This window comes from Polaromonas sp. YR568, from assembly GCF_943369675.1.
Lineage (GTDB): Bacteria > Pseudomonadota > Gammaproteobacteria > Burkholderiales > Burkholderiaceae_C > Polaromonas.
The window spans coordinates 13300-38986 of the sequence record NZ_CALROB020000019.1 but is presented as its reverse complement, the minus strand read 5'-3'; the positions used below and the strand labels follow the sequence as shown (position 1 = coordinate 38986).

The following is a 25687-nucleotide window of genomic DNA, read 5'->3' as shown; positions in this document are numbered from 1 at the left end:
TCAGCCAGCCGTGAATTTCCGCTCAGGCAGCGGAATGAATTCAGTCTCGCCGGGCACCTGTCCCATGGCCTGGGCTTCCCAGTCCTCGCCGGCCTGCACGATGCGCTCCTTGCGGCTGGAGACAAAGTTCCACCACATGAAGCGGTGCGCATCGAGTGCGTCGCCGCCTATCACCACCAAGCGCGTTGCCGCGCCCGCGCTGAGCTGAACCGTTGCGCCGGGAGGAAGCGTCGCCAGGGTGTGCATGGCCAGCGGCTCGCCGTCGACCATCAGGTCGCCGTCCACCGAATACAGCGCCATCTGCTCGGCCAGCGGCGGCAGCGTGAATGGCGTGCCGGCGGACAGCGCCACGTCGAGGTACAGCGTTTTGGAGAAAGTCCTGACGGGTGAGGTTTTCCCGAAAGCTTCACCGATCAAGATGCGCACCGCCGCGCCGTCCGCTGTGGTGGACGGAATCGTTTCAGCGGGCGTGTGCGAAAAGCCAGGTGCCGTTTCTTCAAACTCTTTCGGCAATGCCGCCCACAGTTGCAGGCCGTGGTTCACATAAGACGTGCCGCGCAGGTCTTCGGGCGCGCGTTCCGAATGCACGATGCCCCGGCCGGCCGTCATCCAGTTGATGGCGCCGGGCTCTATGCGCTGGGCCGAGCCCAGGCTGTCGCGGTGCATCATCGCGCCCTCGAACAGATAGGTGACCGTCGCCAGGCCTATGTGCGGATGCGGCCGCACATCATGGTTGGTGTCGCCCTGCTCGGTCACCGGGCCGAAGTGGTCAAAAAAGATAAAGGGGCCGACGGATTGCTGCAGCGCAGAAGGCAGCAGGCGCCGCACCATGAAGCCGCCGCCCAGGTCTTTGTGGTGGCCCGTGAGTTTCAGTGCGACGCTCATGGCAGGCGCTCCAGTTCGGTGGTGATTTCGGTCGTGACGCTGGTCATGAGTTTGTGCACCGGACATTTCTGCGCCACGGCGTGCAATTCCTGCAGTTGCGCGTCGGTCAGGTTGCCCTTGACCTGGAGTTTGGCCGTGAGCTTGTAGACGCCGCTGCGCTCCTGCGAGTCGTCGCGCTCAATGCGCGTCTGCACGTCCTCGACGGGAAGGCCCTTCTTGCGGGCGTACCACATCACGGTCAGGGCCTTGCAGGCGCCCAGCGCCGCGTCATAGAGGTCATGCGGGCTGGGGCCGCTGTCCGCGCCCCCTTCGGCCTGGCTGACGTCGGCGGTGAAGCTGTGGCCGCGAACCTGCACCTGCTGGGCCATCGCGGCAGTGAGGTCGCGTTTGAGTTCAATGGTCATGGGGTTCCTGTTGGCAAGGGGAAAAAGCCGCTTACGGCGCAAACTTCGCGGCGACGGCGGCAACACGCGCGCCGAAGCTGCGCGCCGTTTGCAGGTCGCCGGCGGACATCTCGCCCGCGCCGGCATCGGAAGGCGACTGCGCAATCGCGCCGCTGTAGGAGCCCAGGTAGTTGGGGTCGTTGCGTACCGCAGCCTTGCTGTTGCTGGGCAATATGCCCTGGCTGACCCAGATGCCGCCATGCTGCATGGCCAGCGTGTACAGGTAATGCAGCGTGGAGAGTTTGTCGCCGTTGATCGAAGCGCTGTTGGTGAAGCCGGCGAAGAGCTTGTCCTTCCAGGCCTGGCTGTACCAGGGCTTGGACGAAGCATCGGCGAACTTCTTGAACTGCCAGCTCACATTGCCCATGTAGGTGGGCGAGCCCATGATGATGGCGTCGGCGGCAGCCAGTGTTTCCCAGCCGCCTTCGGGCAGGTTGCCGTCGGCGTCTATGGCCAGCAGCTCGGCGCCGGCGCCTTCAGCCACCGATTGCGCCATGCGCTGGGTGTGGCCGTAGCCGGAGTGGTAAATCACGACAACTTTGGGCATTCGGTGTCTTTCGCGGGGAGATGGAAGGAAAAAAAATGAATGAAATCCGTGACCTGCAAAACAAAAAGGGCTGCAGGCCGGGCATGAATGCCCTCGCTGCAGCCCGTTTGCGAATCAACCTTTGCGCTGGCCGTCCACGCTCCAGGCGCCGCCGCCGAAAGCCGCGATGCTGAACAGGCCGCCGGCGATGGCCATGTTCTTGAAGAACATCATTTGTTGCGTGGGGTCGGTCCAGAAGGCATGGAAGATGCAGGTGATGACGACCGTGAAGCCGCCGATGATCAGCGCGGACCAGCGCGTCTGGAAGCCCACGGCCAGCAGGATGCCCAGGCCGAGCTCCACCACGATGGCGATGGCGGCGGCGACGGAAGGCAGCGGCACGCCTTTGGAGGCGATGTAGCCCACCGTTCCGGAAAAGCCGGCGATCTTGCTGAAGCCGGCGGGCACAAACAGCAGGGCCAGCAGCAGGCGGCCGATCAGGGCGAGAGGGTTTTGCAGGGAATTGAGCATGGTGAGTCCTTATGGGTAGTTAAGTAAAGGTAAACGGGGAAATGATGGATGAAAAAAACACTCTGGGCAAGCACGACGGCGTTATTGCATGTTCGTGCTCTCCCGGGGTGTTACCTCGTGTTGCGGTATTCGGGGCCTTATGGGGCGAGGTCGAACACCAGAACTTCAGCGTCCTGGCCTTGGGCCAGTTGCAGCGCGCCTTCCGATTGCAGCGCCGCGGCGTCGCCCGCCTTCAGCAGCTGGCCGTTGACTTCCAGTTGGCCGCGGACCAGGTGCACATAGGTCTTGCGCTTCGCATCGATCGCCAGCGTGGCGGTCTCCGCGCCGTCGAACAGGCCCGCGTAAATCCTGGCGTCCGCATGGATCAGCACGGAACCCTTGGCGCCGTCGGGCGAGGCCACCAGGCGCAGGGCGCCGCGCTTTTCGGCGTCGGCAAAGGTCTTCTGCTCGTAGCTCGGGGGAATGCCCGTCACATTCGGTTCGATCCAGATCTGCAGGAAGTGCGTGGTCTGGCCGTCCGCGTGGTTGAACTCGCTGTGCTGCACGCCCGTGCCGGCGCTCATGCGCTGCACGTCGCCGGGCGGAATGCCCTTGACGTTGCCCATGCTGTCCTTGTGCGCGAGTTCGCCGCTCAGCACGTAGCTGATGATTTCCATGTCCTTGTGGCCGTGCGTGCCGAAACCGCGGCCGGCGGCGATGCGGTCTTCATTGATGACGCGCAGGTTGCCGAAGCCCATGTGCGCCGGGTCGTAATAGCCGGCGAACGAGAAGGAATGGAAGGACTTGAGCCAGCCGTGGTCGGCGTAACCGCGTTCGCTGGAGGTTCTTAAGTTCATCATGAGGTGCTCCTTTCAAGGTGCGTTGAGATGCGTTGCCGATGACTCCAATGTAGGCGCGGGCACCCGGCTTTCCATTGCCGCGGTTTGATGGCATCATTCAAATTATTTGAATCATTTTGATGGTAACGAACAACAACCCCGTACGCGACGCGCTGACGCCCGAAACCATCAGCCTGATAGGCGCGGTGCACCGCACCGGCAGCATGGCCGCGGCGGCGCGCGAACTGGGCGTGGTGCCCAGCGCCCTGACCTACCGGATCCGCCAGGTCGAGGACGCGCTGGACGTGTTGCTGTTTGACCGCTCTTCACGCCAAGCGAAACTGACCGAGGCCGGCAAGGAATTACTGCGCGAAGGCAACCGCCTGCTGGCCGAACTCGACGCCGTGGCCAACCGCGTCAAGCGCGTGGCTACCGGCTGGGAGCCGCAGCTCACGCTGGCGGTGGACAGCGTGATCTCACGCACCACGGTGATGGAACTGTGCGAGGCCTTCTTCGCGCTGAACCCGCCCACCCGTCTGCGCCTGCGCGAAGAGGCGCTGTCGGGCACGCTGGAGGCCCTCACTTCAGGGCAGGCCGACCTGGCCATAGGTGTCGCCATCGAGCCGTCCGCCAATACCGCCGTGCAGCACAAGACGCTGGGCAGCATCCACTTTATTTATGCGGTGGCGCCGCACCACCCGCTGGCCCAGGCCGCCGAGCCCGTGACCGACGCCATGCTGATGCCGCACCGCGCCGTGGCCGTGGCCGATTCGGTGCAGCGCGGCAGCGGCGTCACGATAGGCCTGCTGGGCGGGCAGGACATCTTCACTGTGCCCGGCATGCAGGAAAAACTCCAGGCGCAGCTGCGCGGGCTGGGCGGCGGCTTTTTGCCCGAATACCTGGCGCGGCCGCACGTCATCACCGGCCGGCTGGTGGAAAAACGCATGCAGCGCGCCCCGCGCCAGGTGGCCATGAGTTATGCCTGGCTGCGCGCGCCCGACGGCAAGGAGGGGCGCGCGCTGCAATGGTGGCTCAAGCAACTGGAGAACACCACCACGCGAAAAGCGCTGCTGGAGCGCGACCAGTCCCTGTAGTCCCTGTGAAAACCCGTAGTGGCCACTCAAACCTCGCGCGTGGGCCGCGCCTGCGTGTAGAGTGCGCTTAGATCTTCCCGTTTTCGTTTTCGTTTTCGTTTTCGTTTATGGTTGAGATGTGATGACCAGGGCAGGGGGCCATGAATTGCATGCGAAAGTTTCAAGGCGCCTCATTCGTCAACCCCAAAAACATAAAGACACAAAGACATGACAAAAAACTCCAGCCTCCCCCTTCCCGAATCCGCGGCCCGGCGCAACATCGCCGTGGTGGGCGCCGGCATTGCCGGCATCGCCTGCGCGCGCACGCTGGTCCAGGCCGGGCACAGCGTCACGGTGTTCGAGAAAAGCCGCGAAGCCGGCGGCCGCATGGCCACCCGCGACAGCGAATTCGGCGGCTTCGACCACGGCACGCAGTACTTCACCGTGCGCGACGCGCGTTTCGAGAAGGCCCTGGCCACCGCGTCCGGGCTGGTGCGGCCCTGGAGCGCCAACACCGTGCGCATCCTCGACGAACTCGGCCGCGTCGTGGCCTCGGCGCTTCCGCCCAAGGAAGCGCACTGGGTCGCCACGCCGGGCATGAACGCGCTGGTCAAACAATGGGCGCAGCCTTTGGCGGCTGCTGGCCGGCTGTCGCTGGAAACCGAAGTGGTACGGCTGGAGCGCGACAAGCTGCACCCCGAACAATGGCAGTTGCAAACCGAAGGCCCGGGCGCCGGCAGCCCCGTACATTCAGGCTTCGACGCCGTGGTGCTGGCCCTGCCCTCGCCGCAGGCCCATGCCCTGCTGCTGAGTTCGCAGCAAGGCAAGCCGCTGATGGCCGAACTTGCCAAAGTCAGCGTGGCGCCCTGCTGGACCTTGATGCTGGCCTTCCCCCAGGCCATGCAGCCCACCATGGTGCACCTGGGCCCCCACTGGAATGCCGCGCGCAGCACCCACCACCGCATCGCCTGGCTGGCGCGCGAATCTTCCAAGCCCGGGCGCAGCCCCATTGAGCGCTGGACCGTGCAGGCCAGCCCCGAGTGGTCGCAACGCCACCTCGAGGACGACGCCGAGCGCGTCAAGGCCAAGCTGCTCAAGGCCTTCACCGAAGTCACCGGCATTCGCGCCGAGCCGCCCCATGCCGTGGTGCACCGCTGGCGCCATGCCCAGACGCTGCAGCCCCTGGAAAAAACCCATGTGTGGGATGCCAAATCGGGCATAGGCGCCTGCGGCGACTGGTGCCTGGGGCACCGGGTGGAAGACGGCTTTGTGTCGGGCCTTGAAATGGCTCTTGCACTGGCCTGAACTCAAGGAGCGATATCGGCGTGGAGGCCGACTACCGGGGCCGTTTCGCCCCCTCCCCGACGGGCCCGCTGCATGCCGGCTCACTAGTGGCCGCCCTGGCCAGCTGGCTCGACGCCCGCGCGCACCAGGGCCAATGGCTGGTACGCATCGAGGACGTGGACACGCCGCGCTGCGTGCCCGGCGCCGACCACACCATTCTTGAACAGCTGGCGCAATGCGGCATGGTGCCCGATGAGCCGCCCGTCTGGCAGTCGCAACGCGGCGCCCTCTACCAGCAGGCGCTGGATTCATTGACCACCCGCGGCCTGGCCTACCCCTGCGCCTGCACGCGCCAGGACATCGCCCGCGCGCTGGCCGCATCAGGCCACGCGCGCGAACGCCACGGCGAACTGGTCTACCCCGGCACCTGCCGCAGCGGCCTGCACGGCCGCAGCGCGCGCGCCTGGCGGCTGGGCACCCGGACAGATTCACGCATCACCTGGCAAGACCGCCTGCTGGGCCCGCAGTCGCAGGACGTGGCCCAGGAGGTCGGCGACTTCGTGCTCAAGCGCGCCGACGGCCTGTGGGCCTACCAGCTGGCCGTGGTGGTCGACGACGCGGCCCAGGGCATCACCGACATCGTGCGCGGCGAGGACCTGGCCGACAACACGGCGCGGCAAATCCTGCTGCAACGCGCGCTGGGCCTGCCACTGCCGCGCTACCTGCACACGCCGCTGGTGCTGGGCGCGAACGGCGAAAAGCTTTCCAAACAAAATGGCGCGCAGGCGTTGGACACTTCCGAGCCGCTCGTTCTGCTGCGGCAAGCGGGCGCGGTTCTCGGCTTGCATCCGGACACGGCAGCCGCCACGCCGCAAGACTGGCTGCGGCAAGCCGTCCCGCGCTGGGCGGCGCGCCTTAAGAACAGGTTCTAAAATCGGCCGGTGACAGATACAACATCCCCCACCCCGCCCGCCGGCCTTCCCGCTGAATCGCCTGAAGGCGCGCCCGCCGACACCGCCCACCACCGCAACATCCGCAGCTTTGTGCGCCGCACCGGCCGCACCACCCTGGGCCAGGCCAAAGCCTTTGCCGACGTGGGCCCGCAATTCCTGCTGCCCTATGCGGCGGCGCCGGCGGACTTCGAGGCCATCTTCCAGCGCGCGGCGCCCACCATCCTCGAGATCGGCTTCGGCATGGGCGAGGCGACGGCGCACATCGCCGCCCTGGTGCCCGAGAAAAATTTCCTGTGCTGCGAAGTGCACACCCCGGGCGTGGGCGCGCTGCTCAAGCGCATCGGTGAGAAAGGCCTGGCCAACATCCGCATCCTGCAGCACGACGCCGTCGAAGTGATAGACAACATGCTGCCGCCGGCCAGCCTGGACGGCGTGCATATTTTCTTTCCCGACCCCTGGCACAAAAAACGGCACAACAAGCGCCGCCTGATCCAGGCGCCGCTGATCGCCAAGCTGGCCGCCCGCCTCAAGCCCGGCGGTTACCTGCATTGCGCCACAGACTGGCAACCCTATGCCGAGCAGATCCTCGAAGTGCTGGCGGCCGAACCCCTGTTGCGCAACACGGCCGACGCGTCCCAAGGCGGCTACGCGCCCAAGCCGGCCTACCGGCCCCTGACCAAATTTGAAAACCGCGGCATCAAGCTGGGGCACGGTGTCTGGGACGTGGTGTTCACCCGTGTGTGAACACAGCGCGCCAAGGTGAACGGGCAAGCGGCCCACGGCCTGCCCGTGCGTGACGGGGTCAGCCCGAGTTGCGTGGGCCTGCCGCCGGGCGATTGGCCCACCATCACCGACTTCCTGGTGCAGCGCTTCCCCGCGATCGCGCGCGACACCTGGCTGCAGCGCATGCGGGACGGCCTGGTCGCCGACGAGTTCGGCGCGGCCGTCACGGCGGAACGCCCCTACCGCGGCCACATGCGCGTGTACTACTACCGCGCCCTCGAAGACGAGCCCCGAGTGCCCTTTGAGGCCCAGGTGCTGTACCAGGACGAGCACCTGGTGGCGGCCGACAAGCCGCATTTTTTGCCCGTCACGCCTTCGGGCCACTATGTGCAGGAAACGCTGCTGGTGCGGCTCAAGAACAGCCTGGGCCTGGAAGGGTTGGCGCCGCTGCACCGCATAGACCGCGAAACCGCCGGCCTCGTGCTGTTCAGCGTCAAACCCGCGGAGCGCGACGCCTACCAGGCCCTTTTCAGGCGCCATGAGGTACAAAAGCATTACGAGGCCATCGCCCCATGGCATGGGGACATTGCTTTTCCGCTGGTCCGCCAAAGCCGCATCGTGCAGGGCGAACCCTTCTTCCGGCAGCAGGAGGCCGCGGGCCCGCCCAACAGCGAAACACGCATCAGCGTGCTCGAAGTGCTGGGCGAACAGGCCCGCTATGCGCTGAGCCCCGTGACCGGCAAAAAACACCAGCTGCGTGTGCACATGCATGCCTTGGGCATTCCCATCCTGAACGACAGGATCTACCCGCCGGTGCATCCCACGCCCGACGACGACTACGCGCATCCCCTGCAGCTCCTGGCGAAATCCCTGCGATTCCGGGATCCGCTGACGGGCGAAGAGCGCGCCTTTCACACCCGTTTGAGCCTGCTTCCAGGCTGAGGTCGTTGCACCCCGGCGGGTAAGCCCGGCCGCCTGCCCGGCGCACATTTCCGCGTTCGAGTTCCCAAATCCGGCAACTCACCAGCCCGGCATTTGCCCCCGCGGCAGCCCCGCCCGGCCTCCACCAGCCTGTTCAACAAGGCTTTTGGCACGCCTTTGTCGCCTGATTCCAACGAATTTCAGGCCCATGCAGGCCTTTCAAAGCATATTTTTGAGCCTGAATACTGGATTAACCCAAAAGCATTGGTATTCGTGATTTTTTTCACGGACGGCAGCACGAAACTTCACAAAATTTGATAATCAGTTACATCCAGTATTACTTCTTGAGCGTATTTCAGTAGTACGCATCAAGCTTTAGTGTGACGTTGCGCCGTGAATTTTTTCGCAATTCTTCAATTCAATCAACGCTTTACAACAACTTTTCGCGGTTTTTTCACAGTATTTTTTCGTACGCTATGGGAGAATTTGGTGAACTAGTTACAGCAATCGTACAGATACTTACAAGTAGCACTAAAGCAATCACCTAGAGATGCGCTACGCCTGAGTTGAAAGAACCCAGATGAAAAACGCAAGACACCGTGGTTTGAAGAACAGCTTGGCGCTGCAGTTGTGCGCTTGGCTGATGGCGCTTGGGCTGTCGTTTGGCGCTGCGGCGCAGAGCGCGTCGTCGGCGGATGCCGCGATTGCGGTCGCCCAGCAATGGCTTGCCGTGGCGGACACGGACAAAGCCGCTGCCATGTGGGACCAAAGCTCTCCCTTGATGAAAAACAAGGAAGGCCAGGCGTTCTGGGTCAACTACATCGCCACCATGCGCAACACCTTGGGCTCGCCGGCCAGCCAAAGGGTTTGGGTAGCCCTGGAGCGGGAAATAGACAACCCCGCGTTGCCGCCCGGCGAGTTCACCAGCGTCACGTTTGTCTCCCCATTTTCGAAAACGAGGGCCTGGGAAAAAGTCGCCCTCGTCAGGAATGGCAACCAATGGGTGCCCGTGGGTTTCCAGTACGGAGCCATTCAGGCCACGCCGGCCCCGGCGAAATAAGCCCCCCGGTCCGTCCTGCTGAGCCTTCATCAAGTTGAAACATGAATAAGTTTTACCGCACCGTCTATAGCGAGCTTCTGGGCACCTGGGTCGCCGTCTCGGAAATCTCCAGCACGCGCGGCAAACGCAGCGGCAGCAGTGTCGGCTCCGCAGCTGCCGCAATCGCCTTGGGCGCAGTGCTGCTGGCCTCCTCGGCGGTATGGGCGGACTACACAGGCAATACCGGCGGGGTGGGGAACATCAACACCACCGGAACCTGCAACGACAACAACGGCGTCGCCATCGGCTCCGGAACGACCACAGGCGCCGCGGGCCGGGCCACCGCGTGCGGGGCCTTCGGCACGGCAGTGGGCAACTCCGCCTGGGCGACGGGCGTCAGTTCTGTCGCGATCGGCTCCCTTGCCACGGCCAGCTTCGCCTCGGCGACCGCCATTGGCGCTTCCGCCCTGGCCAGCAATACGTCGGCTACTGCAATGGGCTCACTCGCCACGGCGAGCTTCGCCTCGGCGACTGCCGTTGGCGCTTCCGCCCTGGCCAACAATACGTCGGCCACCGCGATGGGTTCCGCCGCTACGGCCAGCGGTACTTCAACCACGGCGATCGGCACCACAGCCACTGCCAGCGGTGCTTCAGCCACCGCGATTGGCGCCACGGCCACCGCCAGCGGCGCGCAAGGCACGGCGCTGGGTACCGGCGCCGTTGCCAGCGGCGGCCAATCGACCGCGCTCGGCAACGGCACGGATGCCACCGGCACGGCGACGCTCGCCATCGGCACAGGCGCACAAGCCACCGTTGACTATGCGGTCGCCATCGGCAATGCCGCCAACGCATCCGCCAACAGCGCCGCGTCCATGGGTTCGGGCTCCAAAGCGTCCGCAAAAGGCGCTTATGCCCTGGGCAACGACGCCAACGCCGCAGGCGTGTCCGCCGTGGCGATAGGCGGCGGTGACGGCACCGGCGGCGGCGGCTCTACGGCGGCCGGCGCACAAGCGGTTGCCATAGGCCGCTACTCGGTGGTCACCGCCACGGCCACCAACGCGGTGGCCATTGGCGGCGGCGCGGCCGCCGGCGATTCGGCAACGGCCAGCGCCGCGGAGGCCCTGGCCCTGGGCAAGGGTGCGAAAGCTACGGCGGCGGCTACAGTCGCCGCCGGGTCCGGCGCTGCGGCCAGCGGCACCAATGCGGTGGCCATCGGCCTGAACGCGACCGCCAGCAACGCCGACAGCGTGGCCCTCGGTTCCAACTCGGCCACCACCGTGGGCGCGCAGACCGGCTACAGCGCTTTCGGCCTGACCGCAACCCAGACCTCGGCCGGTGAAGTCAACGTCGGCAACCGCACCATCACAGGCGTGGCCGCGGGCACCGGGGCGGCCGACGCCGTCAACGTGACCCAGCTGTCCACGGTCAGCAGCACCCTGAGCTCCGGGATCACATCGCTGTCGACATCGGCATCAACCGGCATCACCTCCCTGTCCACCGGCCTGAGCACGGCCACCAGCCGCATCACCTCGCTGTCCACGGGCCTGAGCACCACGGACAGCCGTGTCACTTCGCTGTCCACGTCCGCCTCGACCGGCATCGGTTCACTCTCCACGTCAACGTCGACAGGTTTGAGCACCGCTGCCAGTGGCATCGTCTCGCTGTCCAGCGGCCTGAGCACCACCAACAGCGGCGTGACCTCGCTGTCGACCTCGGCGTCGACAGGCATCACCTCCTTGTCCACCTCGGCCTCAACCGGTTTGAGCACCGCTACCAGCGGCATTGCGTCGCTGTCCACATCAGCTTCGACGGGTATCAGTTCGCTATCCACCTCAACCTCCACGGGACTGAGCACCGCCACCAGCCGCACCAATTCGCTGTCGACCGGCCTGAGCACCACGGACAGCCGGGTTACGTCCCTCTCCACGGGCCTCAGCAGCACCAACAGCAGCGTGACCTCCCTGTCGACATCGGCGTCGACGGGCATCACGTCCTTGTCCACATCGGCGTCCACAGGCCTGAGCACGGCAGACAGCCGGATCACGTCGCTGTCGACGTCCACCTCCACCGGCCTGAGCACCGCCAACAGCAACGTCACCTCGCTGTCCACGTCCGCGTCGACGGGCATCGCCTCACTCTCGACCTCGACCTCTACGGGCCTGAGCACCGCGGCCAGCGGCATCTCGTCCTTGTCGACCTCCACGTCCACCGGTCTGAGCACCACGAACAGCAACGTGACGTCCCTGTCCACGTCGGCTTCGACCGGCATCACGTCCCTGTCCACGTCGACGTCCACAGGCCTGAGCACCGCCACCAGCGGCATCACCTCCCTGTCGACCGGCCTGAGCAGCACCAACAGCAACGTCACTTCGCTTTCGACCTCGGCGTCCACCGGCATTGCCTCGCTGTCGACATCGACTTCCACGGGCCTGAGTACTGCGACCAGCAGCATCTCGTCCTTGTCGACCTCGACATCGACAGGCCTGAGCACCGCCACGAGCGGCATCGGCTCGCTCTCGACATCGACCTCGACCGGGCTCAGCACCGCCGCCAGCGGCATCACATCCCTGTCCACCGGCCTGAGCAGCACCAACAGCAACGTCACGTCCCTGTCCACGTCGGCTTCCACGGGCATCACCTCGCTTTCGACCTCGACGTCCACCGGACTGAGCACGGCCACGAGCCGCATCAACTCGCTGTCGACAGGCCTGAGCACCACCGACAGCCGGGTCACCTCCTTGTCCACGTCGGCAAGTTCACTGTCCACCGGGCTCAGCAGCACCAACAGCAACGTGACGTCGCTGTCGACCTCCGCTTCGACAGGCATCACTTCGCTATCGACTTCCACCTCCACGGGCCTGAGCACCGCAGCGAGCGGCATTGCATCGCTGTCGACCTCGGACCTCTCGCTGTCAACAGGCCTGAGCACCGCCAACAGCAACGTGACCGCGCTATCGACCTCGGCCTCGACGGGCTTGAGCACGGCCGCCAGCGGCATCACATCCCTGTCCACCGGCCTGAGCAGCACCAACAGCAGCGTCACGTCCCTGTCAACCGGCTTCAGTTCCGTCTCCACGGGCTTCAGCTCCATCTCGACCGGCTTCAACTCCCTGTCCACATCGGTGTCCACCGGCGTCAACTCCCTGTCCACAGGGCTTAGCACCGCCAACAGCAACGTCACTTCGCTGTCGACGTCCGCGTCAACCGGCATCACTTCGCTCTCGACCTCGGCTTCCACAGGCCTGAGCACCACCAACAGCAATGTCACCTCGCTGTCGACCTCCGCCTCGACCGGTATCGCTTCCCTGTCCACGTCGACCTCCACCGGCTTGAGCACTTCCGCCAGCGGTATTGCCTCCCTGTCGACTTCGGCCAACTCGCTGTCGACGGGCCTGAGCAGCGCCAACAGCAGCGTCACCTCTCTGTCCACCGGCGTCAATTCCCTGTCCACAGGGCTGAGCACCACAAACAGCAACGTCACTTCGCTGTCGACATCCGCCTCGACCGGCATTGCTTCTTTGTCGACATCGACGTCGACCGGCCTGAGCACCGCGACCAGCAGCATCTCGTCCCTGTCGACCTCGGCATCGACAGGCATCACTTCGCTCTCGACCTCGACTTCCACAGGCCTGAGCACCACCAACAGCAGTGTCACGTCGCTGTCGACTTCCACTTCGACTGGCATCAATTCCCTATCGACTTCAACATCGACCGGATTGAGCACTGCCGCAAGCGGCATCACTTCCCTGTCCACCGGCCTGAGCACGACCAACAGCAACCTGGCGTCGCTGTCGACCTCCGCTTCCACGGGTATCGGGTCCCTCTCGACCTCGACTTCCACAGGGCTGAGCACCACGAACAGCAACGTCACGTCGCTGTCGACCTCGGCCTCGACCGGTATCGCCTCCCTTTCCACGTCGACGTCTACCGGTCTGAGCACCGCCGCAAGCGGCATCACGTCGCTCTCCAGCGGCCTGAGCACGACCAATAGCAGCGTCACTTCCCTGTCAACGTCCGCCTCCACGGGCATAGGCTCGCTCTCGACCTCAACGTCTACAGGCCTGAGCACGACCAGCAGCAACGTCACCTCGCTGTCGACCTCCGCTTCGACCGGTATCGGCTCCCTGTCCACCGGCCTGAGCAGCACCAATAGCAACCTGGCGTCGCTGTCGACCTCCGCTTCCACGGGTATCGGGTCCCTTTCGACCTCGACTTCCACAGGGCTGAGCACCACGAACAGCAACGTCACGTCGCTGTCGACCTCGACCTCGACCGGTATCGCCTCCCTGTCCACGTCGACATCTACCGGATTGAGCACGTCCGCCAGCGGTATTGCCTCCCTGTCGACGTCGACCAACTCGCTTTCCACGGGCCTGAGCACCGCCAACAGCAACGTCACGTCCCTTTCGACGTCGGCCTCCACAGGCATCACCTCGCTGTCGACCTCCGCCTCAACGGGGATTGGGTCTCTTTCCACCGGACTGATCACGGCCAACAGCAATTTGACGTCGCTATCGACTTCGACTTCCACTGGATTGAGCACCGCCACCAGCGGCATCACCTCACTCTCCAGCGGTTTGAGCACGACCAACAGCAGCGTCACCTCACTGTCGACCTCGGCCTCGACCGGTATCGCGTCCCTGTCCACATCGACATCTACCGGATTGAGCACCACGAACGGCAGCGTCACCTCGCTGTCCACTTCCGCCTCGACCGGCATCGGCTCGCTCTCGACATCGACCTCGACGGGCCTGAGCACCGCCGACAGCAGAATCACATCGCTGTCGACTTCCACATCCACCGGGCTGAGCACGACCAACAGCAATGTCACTTCGCTGTCGACCTCGGCGTCGACCGGCATTGGTTCCCTGTCCACTGGACTGAGCAGCACCAACAGCAGCGTCACGTCACTTTCAACGTCGGCTTCCACGGGCATCACCTCGCTGTCGACCTCCGCCTCGACCGGCATCGCCTCGCTGTCCACATCGACGTCCACAGGCCTGAGCACCGCCGACAGCAGAATCACGTCGCTGTCGACCTCTAGCTCTACGGGCATTGGCTCCCTATCCACCGGACTGAGCAGCACCAACAGCAACGTAACGTCGTTGTCTACCTCGGCCTCGACCGGTATCGGCTCTTTGTCAACCAGCCTGAGCACGACCAATAGCAGCGTCACCTCGCTGTCGACCTCCACCTCCACGGGCATCGGCTCCCTCTCGACCTCAACGTCGACGGGCCTGAGCAGCACCAACAACAACCTCAGCTTGCTGTCGACCTCGACATCCACAGGGCTGAGCACCGCCAACAGCGGCATCGCCTCGCTCTCCACCGGATTGAGCACCACGGACAGCAACCTGGCGCTGCTGTCCACGGGCTTCAGTTCCGTGTCGACCGGCGTCAGCTCCATCTCCAGCGGCCTGGCCTCGCTGTCGACGTCCGCCTCGACCGGCATCAACTCCCTGTCGACCTCAACGTCGACGGGTTTGAGCACCGCAGACAGCAGGATCACATCCTTGTCGACGTCGACGTCTACCGGATTGAGTACGACCAACAGCAGCGTCAGCTCGCTGTCGACGTCCGCGTCCACGGGGATCAATTCCTTGTCGACCTCGACATCGACCGGCCTGAGCACTGCCGCCAGCGGCATCACGTCGCTGTCGACCTCCGCTTCCACAGGAATCGGTTCCCTGTCCACCTCGACGTCGACCGGCCTGAGCACCACGACCAGCAGCATCTCGTCCCTGTCGACCTCGGCATCGACGGGCATCACGTCGCTCTCGACAGGCCTGAGCAGCACGAACAGCAATGTCACGTCGCTGTCCACGTCCACCTCGACAGGCCTGAGCACGGCCAGCAGCGGCATCGCGTCCCTGTCGACTTCGACGGATTCGCTGTCCACCGGCCTCAGCACGACCAACAGCAACGTCACCTCGCTGTCGACTTCGACGTCGACCGGTTTGAGCACCGCCGCCAGCGGCATCGCATCGTTGTCGACTTCGACCAACTCGCTGTCCACCGGCCTGAGCACCACCAATAGCAATATCACGTCGCTGTCGACCTCAGCATCGACCGGTTTGAGCACGGCCACCAGCGGCATCGCATCGTTGTCGACCTCGACCAACTCGCTGTCCACCGGGCTGAGCACCACCAACAGCAATGTCACGTCCCTGTCGACTTCGACGTCGACCGGTTTGAGCACCGCGGCCAGCGGCATTGCATCGTTGTCGACTTCGACGAACTCGCTGTCCACCGGCCTGAGCACCACCAACAGCAATGTCACGTCCCTGTCGACCTCGACATCGACCGGCTTGAGTACAGCCGACAGCCGGACCACCTCCCTGTCGACTTCCACGTCCACAGGGCTGAGCACGGCCAGCAGCGGAATTTCCTCGCTGTCCACAGGCTTGAGCACCACCGACAGCACCGTGGCCGCCCTGTCGACCTCGACATCCACGGGTCTGAGCACCGCCGCCAGCGGCATTGGCTCGCTGTCGACCGGCATCACCTCTTTGTCAACCTCGACGTCCACCGGATTGAGCACCGCTGACAGCAGGATCACCTCACTCTCGACATCGACCTCCACCGGGCTAAGCACGACCAACAGCAACGTCACGTCCTTGTCGACCTCGGCGTCCACGGGCCTGAGCACCGCCAGCAGCGGCATTGCTTCCCTGTCGACGTCGACGAACTCCCTGTCCACGGGCCTGAGCACGACCAACAGCAATGTCACGTCGCTGTCGACCTCCACCTCGACGGGATTGAGCACGACGAACAGCAATGTTTCTTCCTTGTCGACCTCCGCCTCGACCGGCATCGCCTCCCTGTCCACGTCGACGTCGACGGGCCTGAGCACCGCCGCGAGCGGCATCACGTCCCTGTCCACCGGCCTGAGCACCACGGACAGCAACGTGACCTCGTTGTCGAGCTCCGCCTCCACTGGCCTGAGCACCGCGGCCAGCGGCATTTCCTCGCTGTCCACCGGCGTGAGCACGACCAACAGCAACCTGGCGTCCCTCTCGACCTCGACCTCAACCGGCCTGAGCACGGCCAGCAGCGGCATTGCGTCGCTGTCAACTTCGACCGGTTCACTGTCCACGGGCCTCAGCACCACGAACAGCAACGTCACGTCCCTGTCGACCTCAGCGTCGACCGGAATCGCTTCGCTGTCTACTTCCACCTCGACCGGCCTGAGCACCGCCGACAGCCGGATCACCTCGCTGTCAACGTCCACCTCCACAGGGCTGAGCACGGCCAACAGCGGCGTTGCCTCGCTCTCCACCGGCCTTAGCACAACAGACAGCAACGTCACATCGCTGTCGACCTCGACCTCTACAGGCCTGAGCACATCCGCCAGCGGCATCGCGTCCCTGTCAACCTCGACCGGTTCACTGTCCACGGGCCTCAGCACCACCAACAGCAATGTGACGTCTTTGTCGACCTCGACGTCCACGGGCCTGAGCACCGCCACCAGCGGCGTTGCCTCGCTGTCCACCGGCCTAAGCACGGCGACAAGCGGCATTGCGTCCCTGTCGACCTCGACGGATTCACTGTCCACCGGCTTGAGCAGCACCAACAGCAACGTCACGTCGCTGTCGACCTCCACCTCAACCGGCCTGAGCACGACCAACAGCAATGTGGCTTCGCTGTCGACCTCGGCATCGACCGGCATCAGCTCACTGTCCACGTCAACGTCTACGGGATTGAGCACCGCCGCCAGCGGCATTGCCTCACTGTCGACTTCGACGAATTCACTGTCCACCGGCCTGAGCACAACGAACAGCAACGTCACTTCGCTCTCGACCTCCACCTCCACGGGCCTGAGCACCGCCGACAGCCGCACCACCTCGCTGTCGACCTCCACGTCCACCGGGCTGAGCACGGCCACCAGCGGCATCGCATCCCTGTCTACTTCGACGGATTCGCTGTCCACCGGCCTGAGCACGACCAACAGCAACGTCACTTCGCTGTCGACCTCGACCTCGACAGGGCTGAGCACCGCCGACAGCCGGATTACCTCGCTGTCGACCTCCACCTCGACCGGCCTGAGCACGGCAACCAGCGGCATAAATTCGCTGTCAACGGGCCTGAGCACCACCGACAGCAACGTGGCCTCGCTGTCCACCGGTTTCGGCTCGGTGTCGACCGGCTTCAGCTCGATTTCTACCGGCTTCAGCTCCATCTCGACGGGCTTCAGCTCGCTGTCGACGTCCGCCTCGACCGGTTTCAGTTCGCTGTCCACCGGTTTGAGCAGCACCAACAGCAGCCTGGTGGCGCTGTCAACGTCGACCTCGACCGGCATCGGCTCCCTGTCCACCTCGACGTCGACGGGCCTGAGCACCGCCGCCAGCCAGGTCGGCTCGCTGTCGACTTCCACCTCGACGGGTCTCAGCACGGCGAACAGCGGCATCGCCTCTCTGTCCACGGGCCTGAGCACCACGGACAGCAACGTGGCCTCGCTGTCCACCGGCTTCGGCTCGGTGTCCACGGGCTTCAGTTCCCTGTCGACCGGGTTCAGCTCGATCTCCACCGGCTTCAGTTCGATCTCCACGGGTTTCAACTCGCTGTCGACGTCTACATCGACTGGGTTCAATTCCCTGTCCACCGGCCTGAGCACCGCCGACAGCGGCATCGCCTCGCTGTCCACGGGCTTCGGCTCGGTGTCCACCGGCTTCAGCTCGATCTCGACCGGGTTCAACTCGCTGTCGACCTCGGCATCCACGGGCTTCAGTTCCCTCTCCACGGGGCTGAGCAGCACCAACAGCAACGTCACGTCGCTGTCGACCTCTACGTCTACCGGCCTGAGCACCGCCGACAGCCGCACCACATCGCTGTCCACGTCGACCTCGACGGGTTTGAGCACCGCCACCAGCGGTATCGCATCCCTGTCAACCTCGACCGGTTCGCTGTCCACCGGCCTGAGCACCACCAACAGCAACGTGGGCTCACTGTCGACCTCGACCTCGACCGGGCTGAGCACGGCGGCCAGCGGCATCACCTCGCTGTCGACCAGCCTGAGCGGCACCAACAGCAACGTCACGTCGCTGTCGACTTCCGCTTCGACCGGCCTCGTTTCCCTGTCCACCTCGGCGTCGACCGGCGTGAGCTCGCTGTCCACCGCCATCGACGGACTCTCGACCTCGACTTCCACGACCGCCAGCTCTCTGTCGACCGGCGTGAGTTCGCTGTCCACGGGTATCGACTCCCTGTCGACATCCACCTCCACGGGCTTCAGTTCGCTGTCGACCGGCTTCGGCTCACTGTCCACCGGCTTCGGTTCGCTGTCGACGGGCTTTATCTCGCTGTCGACCGGCGTGCTGTCGCTCTCGACGGGCATCAGCACCACCACCAGCAACGTGGCCGTGCTGTCGACGTCCACCTCGACCGGCATCAGCTCGCTGTCGACCGCCATCAACGGGCTGTCCACCTCGACCTCGACGGCCGCCAGTTCGCTGTCGACAGGCCTGAGCACCACCAACAGCAACCTCAGCTCGCTGTCCACGTCGACGTCCACGGGCGTCAGCTCGCTGTCGACCGGCGTGAGTTCGCTGTCCACCGGGGTCAGCTCACTGTCCACGTCCGCGTCTACCGGCATCAGCTCGCTGTCGACCGGCGTGAGTTCCCTGTCGACGTCCACCTCAACGGGCATCAGTTCGCTGTCCACCGGCGTGAGTTCGCTGTCGACGTCCACCTCGACGGGCATCAGTTCCCTGTCGACCGGCATCGATTCGCTGTCGACCTCGACTTCCACCGGCATCAGCTCGCTCTCCACCGGCGTCAGTTCCCTGTCGACGGGCGTCAGCTCGCTCTCGACCGGCCTGAGCACCACCAACAGCAACGTCAGCTCGCTGTCGACCTCGACCTCGACGGGCATCAGTTCGCTGTCGACGGGCCTCAACTCGCTGTCGACGTCGACCTCAAGCAGCTTCAGTTCGCTGTCGACCGGCTTCAGTTCCATCTCCACCGGGCTGAGCAGCACCAACAGCAGCGTCGCATCGCTGTCCACGTCGGCTTCCACGGGCGTCGGTTCGCTGTCGACCGGCTTGAGCAGCACCAACAGCAGCGTCGCGTCGCTGTCCACGTCGGCTTCCACCGGTGTCAGCTCGCTGTCCAGTTCCACCTCCACGGGCCTGAGCACCGCCAACAGCGGCATCTCGTCCCTGTCGACCGGCCTGAGTTCGATCAACACCGGCGTGAGCTCGCTCTCCACGGGCCTGAGCACGGCCAACAGCGGCATCTCCTCGCTGTCCACCGGCCTGTCGACGGCGACCTCCGGCACCGCGGCGCTGGCCTCGCTGGTCAACGCGGCCAACACCGCGGCGGCCAACGGCGGCGCCGTCATCGGCTCCACCGCGGGCGGCGCCAATGCCAGCGGGCTGCTGACGCAGGGCAAGGCGCTGAACAGCACCTCGCTGCAAACCGTGATGGCGCCTTCGGACTGCTCGGTGGCCAACGGCGCCGACACCACGGCGACCGGCCTGTGCGCCAACGCCGGCACCCGTGCCGGCGTGAACGGCGCCACCACCACCACGGTGGCCACGGGCGCCACCGCCTACGGTTCGCAGTCGCTGGCCCAGGACAAGAACACCACCGCCATCGGCTTCCGCGCGACGGCCACCTATGAAGGCTCCGTGGCCATCGGCTACCAGGCACGCGCCATTGCCGACCCGGCCACCGCCATCGGCTGGAACTCGCTGGCCTCGGGCAACGACTCGGTGGCGCTGGGCGCCGCGGCCGAAGCCACCGCCAACCGCGCCGTGGCGCTGGGCGCCTACTCGGTCGCCGACCAGCCCAACACCGTCTCGGTGGGCTCGCCGGGCAACGAGCGCCGCATCACCAACGTGGCGCCCGGCGTCTATGCCACGGACGCGGTCAACGTCTCGCAGCTGAACGACGTGAGCCGCGTTGCCTACTCGGGCATCGCGATGAGCATGGCCATGGCCGCCACCTACATGCCCAACCTGGAAGGCGGCGAAAAAGCCCTGGGCATAGGCGTCGGCAACTACAAGGGCTACGGCGCCCTGGGCCTGAACTTCAAGGCGCTGAACAACGACGGCAAGAGCGCCTGGGGCTTCGGCGTCTCCACCACCGGCAAAGAGTGGGGCCTGAACTTCGGCGCAAGCTGGAAGTGGCGGTAAGCACCCGCTCGGGCAGCAGCCCTCAGTAGAATGCCCTAAGCGCCTATCCATCAAACGGAGCCTCACGGTTCCCGGTGAGCGCCGCGCGGTTCCCCCTGCCGCCGGCGCTCATTGCATTTGAAGAGACACAAGCATGCGTATTGGTATTTCGGTCCTCACCCACGCCGGCCAGAACATCTGGGAAAACGGGCTGGGGCAGAACGTCGTCTTCCTGGCCCAGGCCTTCCAGAAGCTGCCTTTCGTGCAGTCCGTCGTGCTGCTCAACGGCGGCGACCAGAGCACCATGCCGCCGCAGGTCGACATGGACGCGCTGGGCCTGCGCATGATGTCGGTGCACGAAGCCACCGACCATATCGACCTGGCCATCGAGATGGCGGGCGCGCTGGATGTGAAATGGCTGGACTACCTGCGCGCCCAGGGCAAAAAAGTGGTCTGGTACTGCGCCGGCCAGCCCTATGTCGGCCTGATCGAGCCCACCGTCTTTGACCGCCCGGGCTTCTTCAGCCGGGCCGACCGCTGCGACGAAATCTGGGCCCTGCCCAAAGACTTCGCCGCCTTCGCCCCCATGCTGCGCGCGCTGCACCGCTGCCCGGTGCATGAGGTGCCCTACATCTGGTCGCCGCAGTTCCTGGCCGAACGCGTGAAGGAACTCGAAAAAGACGGCTATTCCTTCGGCTACAAAAAGCGCGCACCGAATGCCGAGGGCAAGACCGCGGGCCTGCGCGTGGCGATCTTCGAGCCCAATGTGTCGGTGGTCAAATGCTCCAACATTCCCATGCTGGTCTGCGACGAGGCCTTCCGCGCGGACCCGGCCCAGGTGGATTTCATGCACGTGCTCAACACCCTGCACCTGAAGGACCACCCCACACTGCTGTACCTGGCCAACTCGCTGAATATGGTCAAGCAGCAAAAAGCGATCTTCCAGGGCCGCCACGACTTTGCCGGCTACATGGTGCAGCATGCCGACGCCGTCGTCGCGCACCAGTGGCAAAACGACCAGAACTACAACTACCTGGACGCGCTCTACGGCAACTACCCCCTGGTGCACAACTCGCCCTGGCTGCGCGACGCGGGCTATGCCGACTACTACTACCCGGATTTCGACACGGTCGAAGGCGCCCGCAAGCTGCTGCTGGCCGCGCGCAGCCACGACACCCGGCTGGACCACCACCGCCAGCAGGCCGCCCGGGTGATCGCCTCGGTTGATCCTTTCGCGCACCGCAACCTGCAAAGCTATGCCCGCAGGCTGCAGCATCTTTTCCGGAACGCGGCGGGCACGGGAGCCGCGGCATGAGCGCCGCCAACCGCGCTGCCCCCGACCGCCTGCGTGTCGGCGTCTCGATTTTTGTGCGCAAGGGCGAGCAGTCACTGTGGGAAAACGGCATCTACCAGAACTGCCTGTTCCTGGTGATGCTGCTGGTGAAGGCGCCCAACGTGGCCGAAACTTACCTGGTCAGCGGCGGCGGGGACGGCGACGCGGCCGATGCGCAGCGCTTCATGGCCGACTCGCCCGTGCCCATCATCGACATGGCGGCCGCGGCCGAAAAACTCGACGTAATGATTGAGATGAGCGCGCAGCTGAACCGCGAATGGGCGGTAAGTTTCCGCGAGCGTGGCGGGAAAATCGTGACCATGCGCGTCGGCAACGACTACGTCATCGACATCGAGCGCATGATTTTCGACAAACCCCACGGCCTGCTGATCGCCGGAACGCCTTACGACGAAATCTGGACCCTGCCCGAATACGAGCGCAGCTGCATGCACTACTTCGGCAGCGCGATGCGCGCCCCCGTGCGGCTGATGCAGCACCTGTGGAGCCCCGCCGTGATAGACCGCGCGGCGGCGACGCTGGCCGACGGCGAGAGCTTCGGCTACAAACCCGGCCGCAAGAAGTGGCGGCTCGGCATCTTCGAACCCAACATCTGCATGGTCAAGACCAGCCACCTGCCCATGCTGCTGGTCGACGTGGCGCACCGGGCCAACCCGCGCATGATCGAGTTGCTGCGGGTCTACAACACCTTCCACATGAAGGACCACGTGACCTTCGTCGGCTTCGCCAACAGCCTGGACATCGTGCGCCACGGCCTTGCTACCTTCGAGGGTCGCTTTCCGGTCTACCAGTGCCTGTCCTCGCAGATCGACGCGGTCGTCTGCCACCAATGGGAAAACGGGCAGAACTACCTGTATTACGAGGCGCTTCACGGCGGCTACCCGCTGATCCACAACTCGACCTTCATCGGCGATTGCGGCTATTTTTATCCCGAGTTTGATTGCGAGGAAGGCGGCCTGGCCGTGTTGCAGGCGTTTTCGCAGCACGACGCCGACCTCGCGAACTACCGCGAAAAAGCGCGCGCCTTCCTGCACACGCTGGACCCGGAAAACGACAACAACGTCCGTGCCTACAATGAGGCGCTGGTCAATCTGTACCGTGCAGGCCCACCGTGATGTCCATCCCCTCCTTCTCTTTTTTACGCCACGCGCTGCTGGCGGCCGCCGTTTTTGGCGCAGCGGGTTTCCAGGCCCACGCGCAGGTCACGCCGCAGCGCCCACCCGCGGCCCCCGCGCCTGGCGCCCCGCTGGACGCACTGACGGCCGCCGCCACCAATGTGGGCGTGAAGCGCTGCCTGCCGGCCATCTCCCGCCTCTCGGCCCTGACCGTCAACGGCAGCACGGGTAACGACGTGCTGGTCGACTGGGACCGCAAGAACCCCGACGGCGGGCCCTTTTTCTCGCTGAGCGGCGTCGAATACAAAAATGCCTCGCTGGCCTTCTCATTGACGGCGGTGCCCGACAGCACGGGCGGCTGCTCGGTCGCGGCCGAACGCATCTCGGTCGCGCCCTTTGCCTGCCGCAGCATCGCGCAGCAGGAACTGGGCGGCTACCAGGCCACGCAGTTGCTGGCCACCTTCACGGTGTATGTCGACGCGCGCGACCCGGGCGCCTCGGTGACCCTGATCGATTCTCCGCCGGGCTGCCTCATCATCCGCCGCCACGTCGAATACGACTGGAAAGACCCGGCCTCGAGAGCCCCCCGGCGATGAGCGGCGGGGCATCCTGAGCATGACGGCCCTGCGCATAGGCATCACCATAGGCCTGCGATCGCCCGACGAAAGCCTCTGGGTCAACGGCATCAAGCAGAACGCGCTGAACCTGGCCTGCGTGCTGCAGGCCTCGCCGCTGGGCCACCGGGTGCAGCTGGTCAACACTACCGACGTTCCCATCACCGGCCAGTTGCCTTGGGACCTGGAGGCCTTCCCGGTGATCACGCTGGACGCGGCCATGAACGATCTCGACGTGCTGATCGAGCTGGGCGGCGGCATCAGCGAAGCGCATTCGCTGCAGCTCAAGGCCGCGGGCACGCGCCTGGTCAGCTATTGCTGCGGCAGCGAGTACGTGGTGGTGCTGGAATCCATCCTGTTCGGGCGGCCCATCTGGCCCAACGGTGTCTACATGAACCGCCATTACGACGAGATCTGGGTGATCCCGCAGGTGGCCAACAATTCGCTGTCCTTCATCCAGACCCTGAGGCGTTGCCCCGCCAAGATCGTGCCCTTTGTGTGGGACCCGCGCTGGCTGGAGTCCAGCGTCACGGCCCTGCCCCACGGCGCGCTTTACCAGCCGGGCCGCGCGGCCAAGCGGCTCACGGTGATGGAGCCCAATATGGATGTGGTCAAGGCCTGCATCTATCCCATCCTGATCGCCGAGGAAGCCTTTCGCGCCCAGCCGGACCGCATCCACTTCCTCAACGTCTGCAGCGCCAAACACCTGGCCGAGCAAAGCCACGAGTTCCAGCTGCTGATGCACCAGCTCGACATCGTCGCCGCCGGCAAGGCCACCTTCCTGGGCCGCTATGAAACCGCCAATTTCCTGAGCGAGCACGGCGACGTCGTGATCTCCAACCAGTGGGACAACCCGCTCAACTATTTTTACTTCGATGTCTGCTGGCTGGGTTATCCCCTGGTGCACAACGCAAACATGTGCCGGGAACTGGGTTATTACTACGAGGGCAACAACGTGGAAGCCGGTGCGCGCCAGTTGCTGCAGGTGCTGGAGCGGCATGACGACACGGCGGCCGCCTACGCCGCGCGGCAGCGCGAGCTGCTTCGCGTCCATACGGCGGCCAACCCCACACTCGTCGCCCGCTACGACGAACTGCTGGCCGCGCTATTGGCGGGCTGAGGTTTCCGCGTCATGCCATCCACACCTTCCGGCCTGCGCATAGGCATCACCATAGGCCTGCACCAGGAGGCCGAGACGCTGTGGAACAACGGCATCAAACAGAACGCGGTGTTCCTGGCCGAAACCCTCAAGGGCTCGTGCCAGGTGGCCTCCGTGCGGCTGGTCAACACCACGGGCGTGCGCATCACGGCCGCCCTGCCCTGGGACCAGCAGCGCTGGCCCACCGTTTCATTCGAGGACGCCAAAGACTCCCTGGACGTGCTGATAGAGCTGGGCGGGCAAATCAGCGCGGAGCAGACCGGTTACCTCAAGCAGCGCGGCACGCGCCTGGTGTCTTACTGCTGCGGCTTTGAGTACGTGCATGCCATGGAGTCCATCCTCTTCGGCAGGCCCTTGTTCGGCCACGACCTGTTTATCAACCAGCGTTACGACGACCTCTGGGTCATCCCGCAAGTCGCGCCCATCAGCCAGCACTATTTTTCGACGCTGCGGCGCAAGCCGGCCACCGTCGTACCCTTTGTCTGGGACCCGGTGTTCATCGAGGAACGCAGCCGCGCCTTCCCCCACGCCGGGCGCTACCAGCCCCGGCCCGGCCCGCGCCGGCTCAGCGTGATGGAGCAGAACCTGGACGTGGTCAAGTTCTGCCTCTATCCCATCCTGATCGCGGAAGAGGCCTGGAGGCGCAGGCCCGACGCGATTGCTTACCTGCACGTCACCAACGCGCTGCGCCTGGCGCAAGAGAGCAAGGAGTTCGTCGCGCTCATGAACCAGCTCGACATCGTGCGCCAGCACAAGGCGTCTTTCCTCGGCGTGTTCGAGACACCGGCCTTCCTCAGCGAGATGACCGACGCCGTCATCTCCCACCAATGGCAAAACGCGCTCAACTACTTTTATCTTGAAGTCTGCTGGCAGGGCTACCCGCTGGTGCACAACGCCCACCTGTGCGCCGACCTCGGTTATTACTACGAAGGCAACGACGTCGATGCGGGTTGCGCACGCCTGCTTGAGGTGTTCGACAGCCACGATGCGCAGGCCGGGGCTTACACGGCGCGGCAACGCGAGCTGATCGCGCGCTACCTGCCGTCCAATCCGGCCGTGGTGGCGGCGTATGAAGCGCTGCTGCTGCGCCTGATGGCCGCGCCGCTCGCTTGAATCGCGGAATAGCGCACAAACAAAA

At 64.9% G+C, this 25687-nt stretch carries 19 protein-coding genes and 1 pseudogene; 13 read left to right on the top strand and 7 right to left on the bottom strand.

Annotated elements, in window-relative coordinates:
- The 5 genes from ACLV8F_RS12130 to ACLV8F_RS12110 form a co-directional block, all read right to left on the bottom strand.
- Positions 1-885, bottom strand: a complete 885-nt coding sequence (locus ACLV8F_RS12130; RefSeq protein WP_411884473.1) for a pirin family protein — start codon at positions 883-885, stop codon at positions 1-3.
- Positions 882-1289 carry an OsmC family protein gene (locus ACLV8F_RS12125; protein WP_411884472.1) on the bottom strand — a complete coding sequence of 136 codons (408 nt, stop codon included), beginning with the start codon at positions 1287-1289 and terminating at the stop codon, positions 882-884. Before ACLV8F_RS12125 ends, ACLV8F_RS12130 begins: the two co-directional genes overlap by 4 nt.
- A gap of 31 nt (positions 1290-1320) precedes the next feature.
- On the bottom strand, positions 1321-1875 hold the full coding sequence (locus ACLV8F_RS12120) for a flavodoxin family protein (RefSeq protein ID WP_411884471.1): 555 nt from the start codon (positions 1873-1875) through the stop codon (positions 1321-1323).
- Between the two features lie 114 nt (positions 1876-1989).
- Positions 1990-2385, bottom strand: a complete 396-nt coding sequence (locus tag ACLV8F_RS12115) for a DoxX family protein (RefSeq protein ID WP_411884470.1) — start codon at positions 2383-2385, stop codon at positions 1990-1992.
- A 137-nt stretch (positions 2386-2522) separates the two neighbouring features.
- Positions 2523-3224 carry a pirin family protein gene (locus ACLV8F_RS12110; protein ID WP_411884469.1) on the bottom strand — a complete coding sequence of 234 codons (702 nt, stop codon included), beginning with the start codon at positions 3222-3224 and terminating at the stop codon, positions 2523-2525.
- Between the two features lie 119 nt (positions 3225-3343).
- On the opposite strand from ACLV8F_RS12110, the gene ACLV8F_RS12105 reads away from it, so the two are divergent.
- The 7 genes and pseudogenes from ACLV8F_RS12105 to ACLV8F_RS12075 all read left to right on the top strand — a co-directional run.
- Positions 3344-4297 (top strand): LysR family transcriptional regulator, encoded by a 954-nt coding sequence (locus tag ACLV8F_RS12105; protein WP_411884468.1) that lies wholly within the window; start codon positions 3344-3346, stop codon positions 4295-4297.
- Between the two features lie 207 nt (positions 4298-4504).
- The gene (locus ACLV8F_RS12100; protein ID WP_411884467.1) at positions 4505-5581 is read left to right on the top strand and encodes an NAD(P)/FAD-dependent oxidoreductase; all 1077 of its coding nucleotides are present in this window, start codon (positions 4505-4507) and stop codon (positions 5579-5581) included.
- Between the two features lie 20 nt (positions 5582-5601).
- Positions 5602-6492, top strand: a complete 891-nt coding sequence (gluQRS, locus tag ACLV8F_RS12095; protein ID WP_411884466.1) for a tRNA glutamyl-Q(34) synthetase GluQRS — start codon at positions 5602-5604, stop codon at positions 6490-6492.
- Between the two features lie 9 nt (positions 6493-6501).
- Positions 6502-7257: a tRNA (guanosine(46)-N7)-methyltransferase TrmB gene (trmB, locus tag ACLV8F_RS12090; RefSeq protein WP_411884465.1), complete on the top strand. Its 756-nt coding sequence runs from the start codon at positions 6502-6504 to the stop codon at positions 7255-7257.
- A 15-nt stretch (positions 7258-7272) separates the two neighbouring features.
- Positions 7273-8178, top strand: a complete 906-nt coding sequence (locus tag ACLV8F_RS12085) for an RluA family pseudouridine synthase (protein WP_411884464.1) — start codon at positions 7273-7275, stop codon at positions 8176-8178.
- A 559-nt stretch (positions 8179-8737) separates the two neighbouring features.
- A complete protein-coding gene (locus tag ACLV8F_RS12080) occupies positions 8738-9217 on the top strand; it encodes a DUF4019 domain-containing protein (protein ID WP_411884463.1) in 480 nt (159 codons plus the stop codon).
- 41 nt (positions 9218-9258) lie between these two features.
- Positions 9259-9393: pseudogene (locus tag ACLV8F_RS12075) on the top strand (ESPR domain-containing protein); the annotation flags it as partial.
- A 32-nt stretch (positions 9394-9425) separates the two neighbouring features.
- Here the strand turns inward: ACLV8F_RS12075 and ACLV8F_RS12070 are convergent.
- Entirely contained in the window at positions 9426-9986 is a 561-nt protein-coding gene (locus ACLV8F_RS12070; RefSeq protein ID WP_411884525.1) for a hypothetical protein, read from the bottom strand.
- Between the two features lie 237 nt (positions 9987-10223).
- Entirely contained in the window at positions 10224-10469 is a 246-nt protein-coding gene (locus tag ACLV8F_RS12065) for a hypothetical protein (protein ID WP_411884524.1), read from the bottom strand.
- Between ACLV8F_RS12065 and ACLV8F_RS12060 the strand changes: the two genes are divergently transcribed.
- The 6 genes from ACLV8F_RS12060 to ACLV8F_RS12035 all read left to right on the top strand — a co-directional run bounded on the left by ACLV8F_RS12060 (position 10402) and on the right by ACLV8F_RS12035 (position 25662).
- Positions 10402-20331, top strand: a complete 9930-nt coding sequence (locus ACLV8F_RS12060) for a hemagglutinin (RefSeq protein ID WP_411884520.1) — start codon at positions 10402-10404, stop codon at positions 20329-20331. The genes ACLV8F_RS12065 and ACLV8F_RS12060 overlap by 68 nt on opposite strands.
- A 133-nt stretch (positions 20332-20464) precedes the next feature.
- On the top strand, positions 20465-21625 hold the full coding sequence (locus ACLV8F_RS12055; RefSeq protein ID WP_411884462.1) for a DUF2827 family protein: 1161 nt from the start codon (positions 20465-20467) through the stop codon (positions 21623-21625).
- Positions 21622-22776 carry a DUF2827 domain-containing protein gene (locus tag ACLV8F_RS12050; protein ID WP_411884461.1) on the top strand — a complete coding sequence of 385 codons (1155 nt, stop codon included), beginning with the start codon at positions 21622-21624 and terminating at the stop codon, positions 22774-22776. Before ACLV8F_RS12055 ends, ACLV8F_RS12050 begins: the two co-directional genes overlap by 4 nt.
- Positions 22776-23372 carry a hypothetical protein gene (locus ACLV8F_RS12045; RefSeq protein WP_411884460.1) on the top strand — a complete coding sequence of 199 codons (597 nt, stop codon included), beginning with the start codon at positions 22776-22778 and terminating at the stop codon, positions 23370-23372. The genes ACLV8F_RS12050 and ACLV8F_RS12045 overlap by 1 nt, the downstream gene beginning before the upstream one ends.
- 19 nt (positions 23373-23391) lie before the next feature.
- Complete coding sequence (locus ACLV8F_RS12040; RefSeq protein WP_411884459.1) at positions 23392-24510, top strand: DUF2827 domain-containing protein; 1119 nt, start codon at positions 23392-23394, stop codon at positions 24508-24510.
- A gap of 12 nt (positions 24511-24522) precedes the next feature.
- Positions 24523-25662: a DUF2827 domain-containing protein gene (locus ACLV8F_RS12035; protein WP_411884458.1), complete on the top strand. Its 1140-nt coding sequence runs from the start codon at positions 24523-24525 to the stop codon at positions 25660-25662.
- Positions 25663-25687: the final 25 nt, after the last annotated feature.

What these genes read in the sequence shown, in the direction of transcription:
- ACLV8F_RS12125 (WP_411884472.1), bottom strand. Translation starts at nt 1,289, where the DNA reads ATGACCATTGAACTCAAACGCGACCTCACTGCCGCGATGGCCCAGCAG.
- ACLV8F_RS12080 (WP_411884463.1), top strand. Translation starts at nt 8,738, where the DNA reads ATGAAAAACGCAAGACACCGTGGTTTGAAGAACAGCTTGGCGCTGCAG.
- ACLV8F_RS12035 (WP_411884458.1), top strand. Translation starts at nt 24,523, where the DNA reads ATGCCATCCACACCTTCCGGCCTGCGCATAGGCATCACCATAGGCCTG.
- ACLV8F_RS12045 (WP_411884460.1), top strand. Translation starts at nt 22,776, where the DNA reads ATGTCCATCCCCTCCTTCTCTTTTTTACGCCACGCGCTGCTGGCGGCC.
- ACLV8F_RS12050 (WP_411884461.1), top strand. Translation starts at nt 21,622, where the DNA reads ATGAGCGCCGCCAACCGCGCTGCCCCCGACCGCCTGCGTGTCGGCGTC.
- ACLV8F_RS12105 (WP_411884468.1), top strand. Translation starts at nt 3,344, where the DNA reads ATGGTAACGAACAACAACCCCGTACGCGACGCGCTGACGCCCGAAACC.
- ACLV8F_RS12110 (WP_411884469.1), bottom strand. Translation starts at nt 3,224, where the DNA reads ATGATGAACTTAAGAACCTCCAGCGAACGCGGTTACGCCGACCACGGC.
- ACLV8F_RS12040 (WP_411884459.1), top strand. Translation starts at nt 23,392, where the DNA reads ATGACGGCCCTGCGCATAGGCATCACCATAGGCCTGCGATCGCCCGAC.
- ACLV8F_RS12055 (WP_411884462.1), top strand. Translation starts at nt 20,465, where the DNA reads ATGCGTATTGGTATTTCGGTCCTCACCCACGCCGGCCAGAACATCTGG.
- ACLV8F_RS12100 (WP_411884467.1), top strand. Translation starts at nt 4,505, where the DNA reads ATGACAAAAAACTCCAGCCTCCCCCTTCCCGAATCCGCGGCCCGGCGC.
- ACLV8F_RS12115 (WP_411884470.1), bottom strand. Translation starts at nt 2,385, where the DNA reads ATGCTCAATTCCCTGCAAAACCCTCTCGCCCTGATCGGCCGCCTGCTG.
- ACLV8F_RS12070 (WP_411884525.1), bottom strand. Translation starts at nt 9,986, where the DNA reads ATGGCGAGCGTCGCCGTGCCGGTGGCATCCGTGCCGTTGCCGAGCGCG.
- ACLV8F_RS12120 (WP_411884471.1), bottom strand. Translation starts at nt 1,875, where the DNA reads ATGCCCAAAGTTGTCGTGATTTACCACTCCGGCTACGGCCACACCCAG.
- ACLV8F_RS12130 (WP_411884473.1), bottom strand. Translation starts at nt 885, where the DNA reads ATGAGCGTCGCACTGAAACTCACGGGCCACCACAAAGACCTGGGCGGC.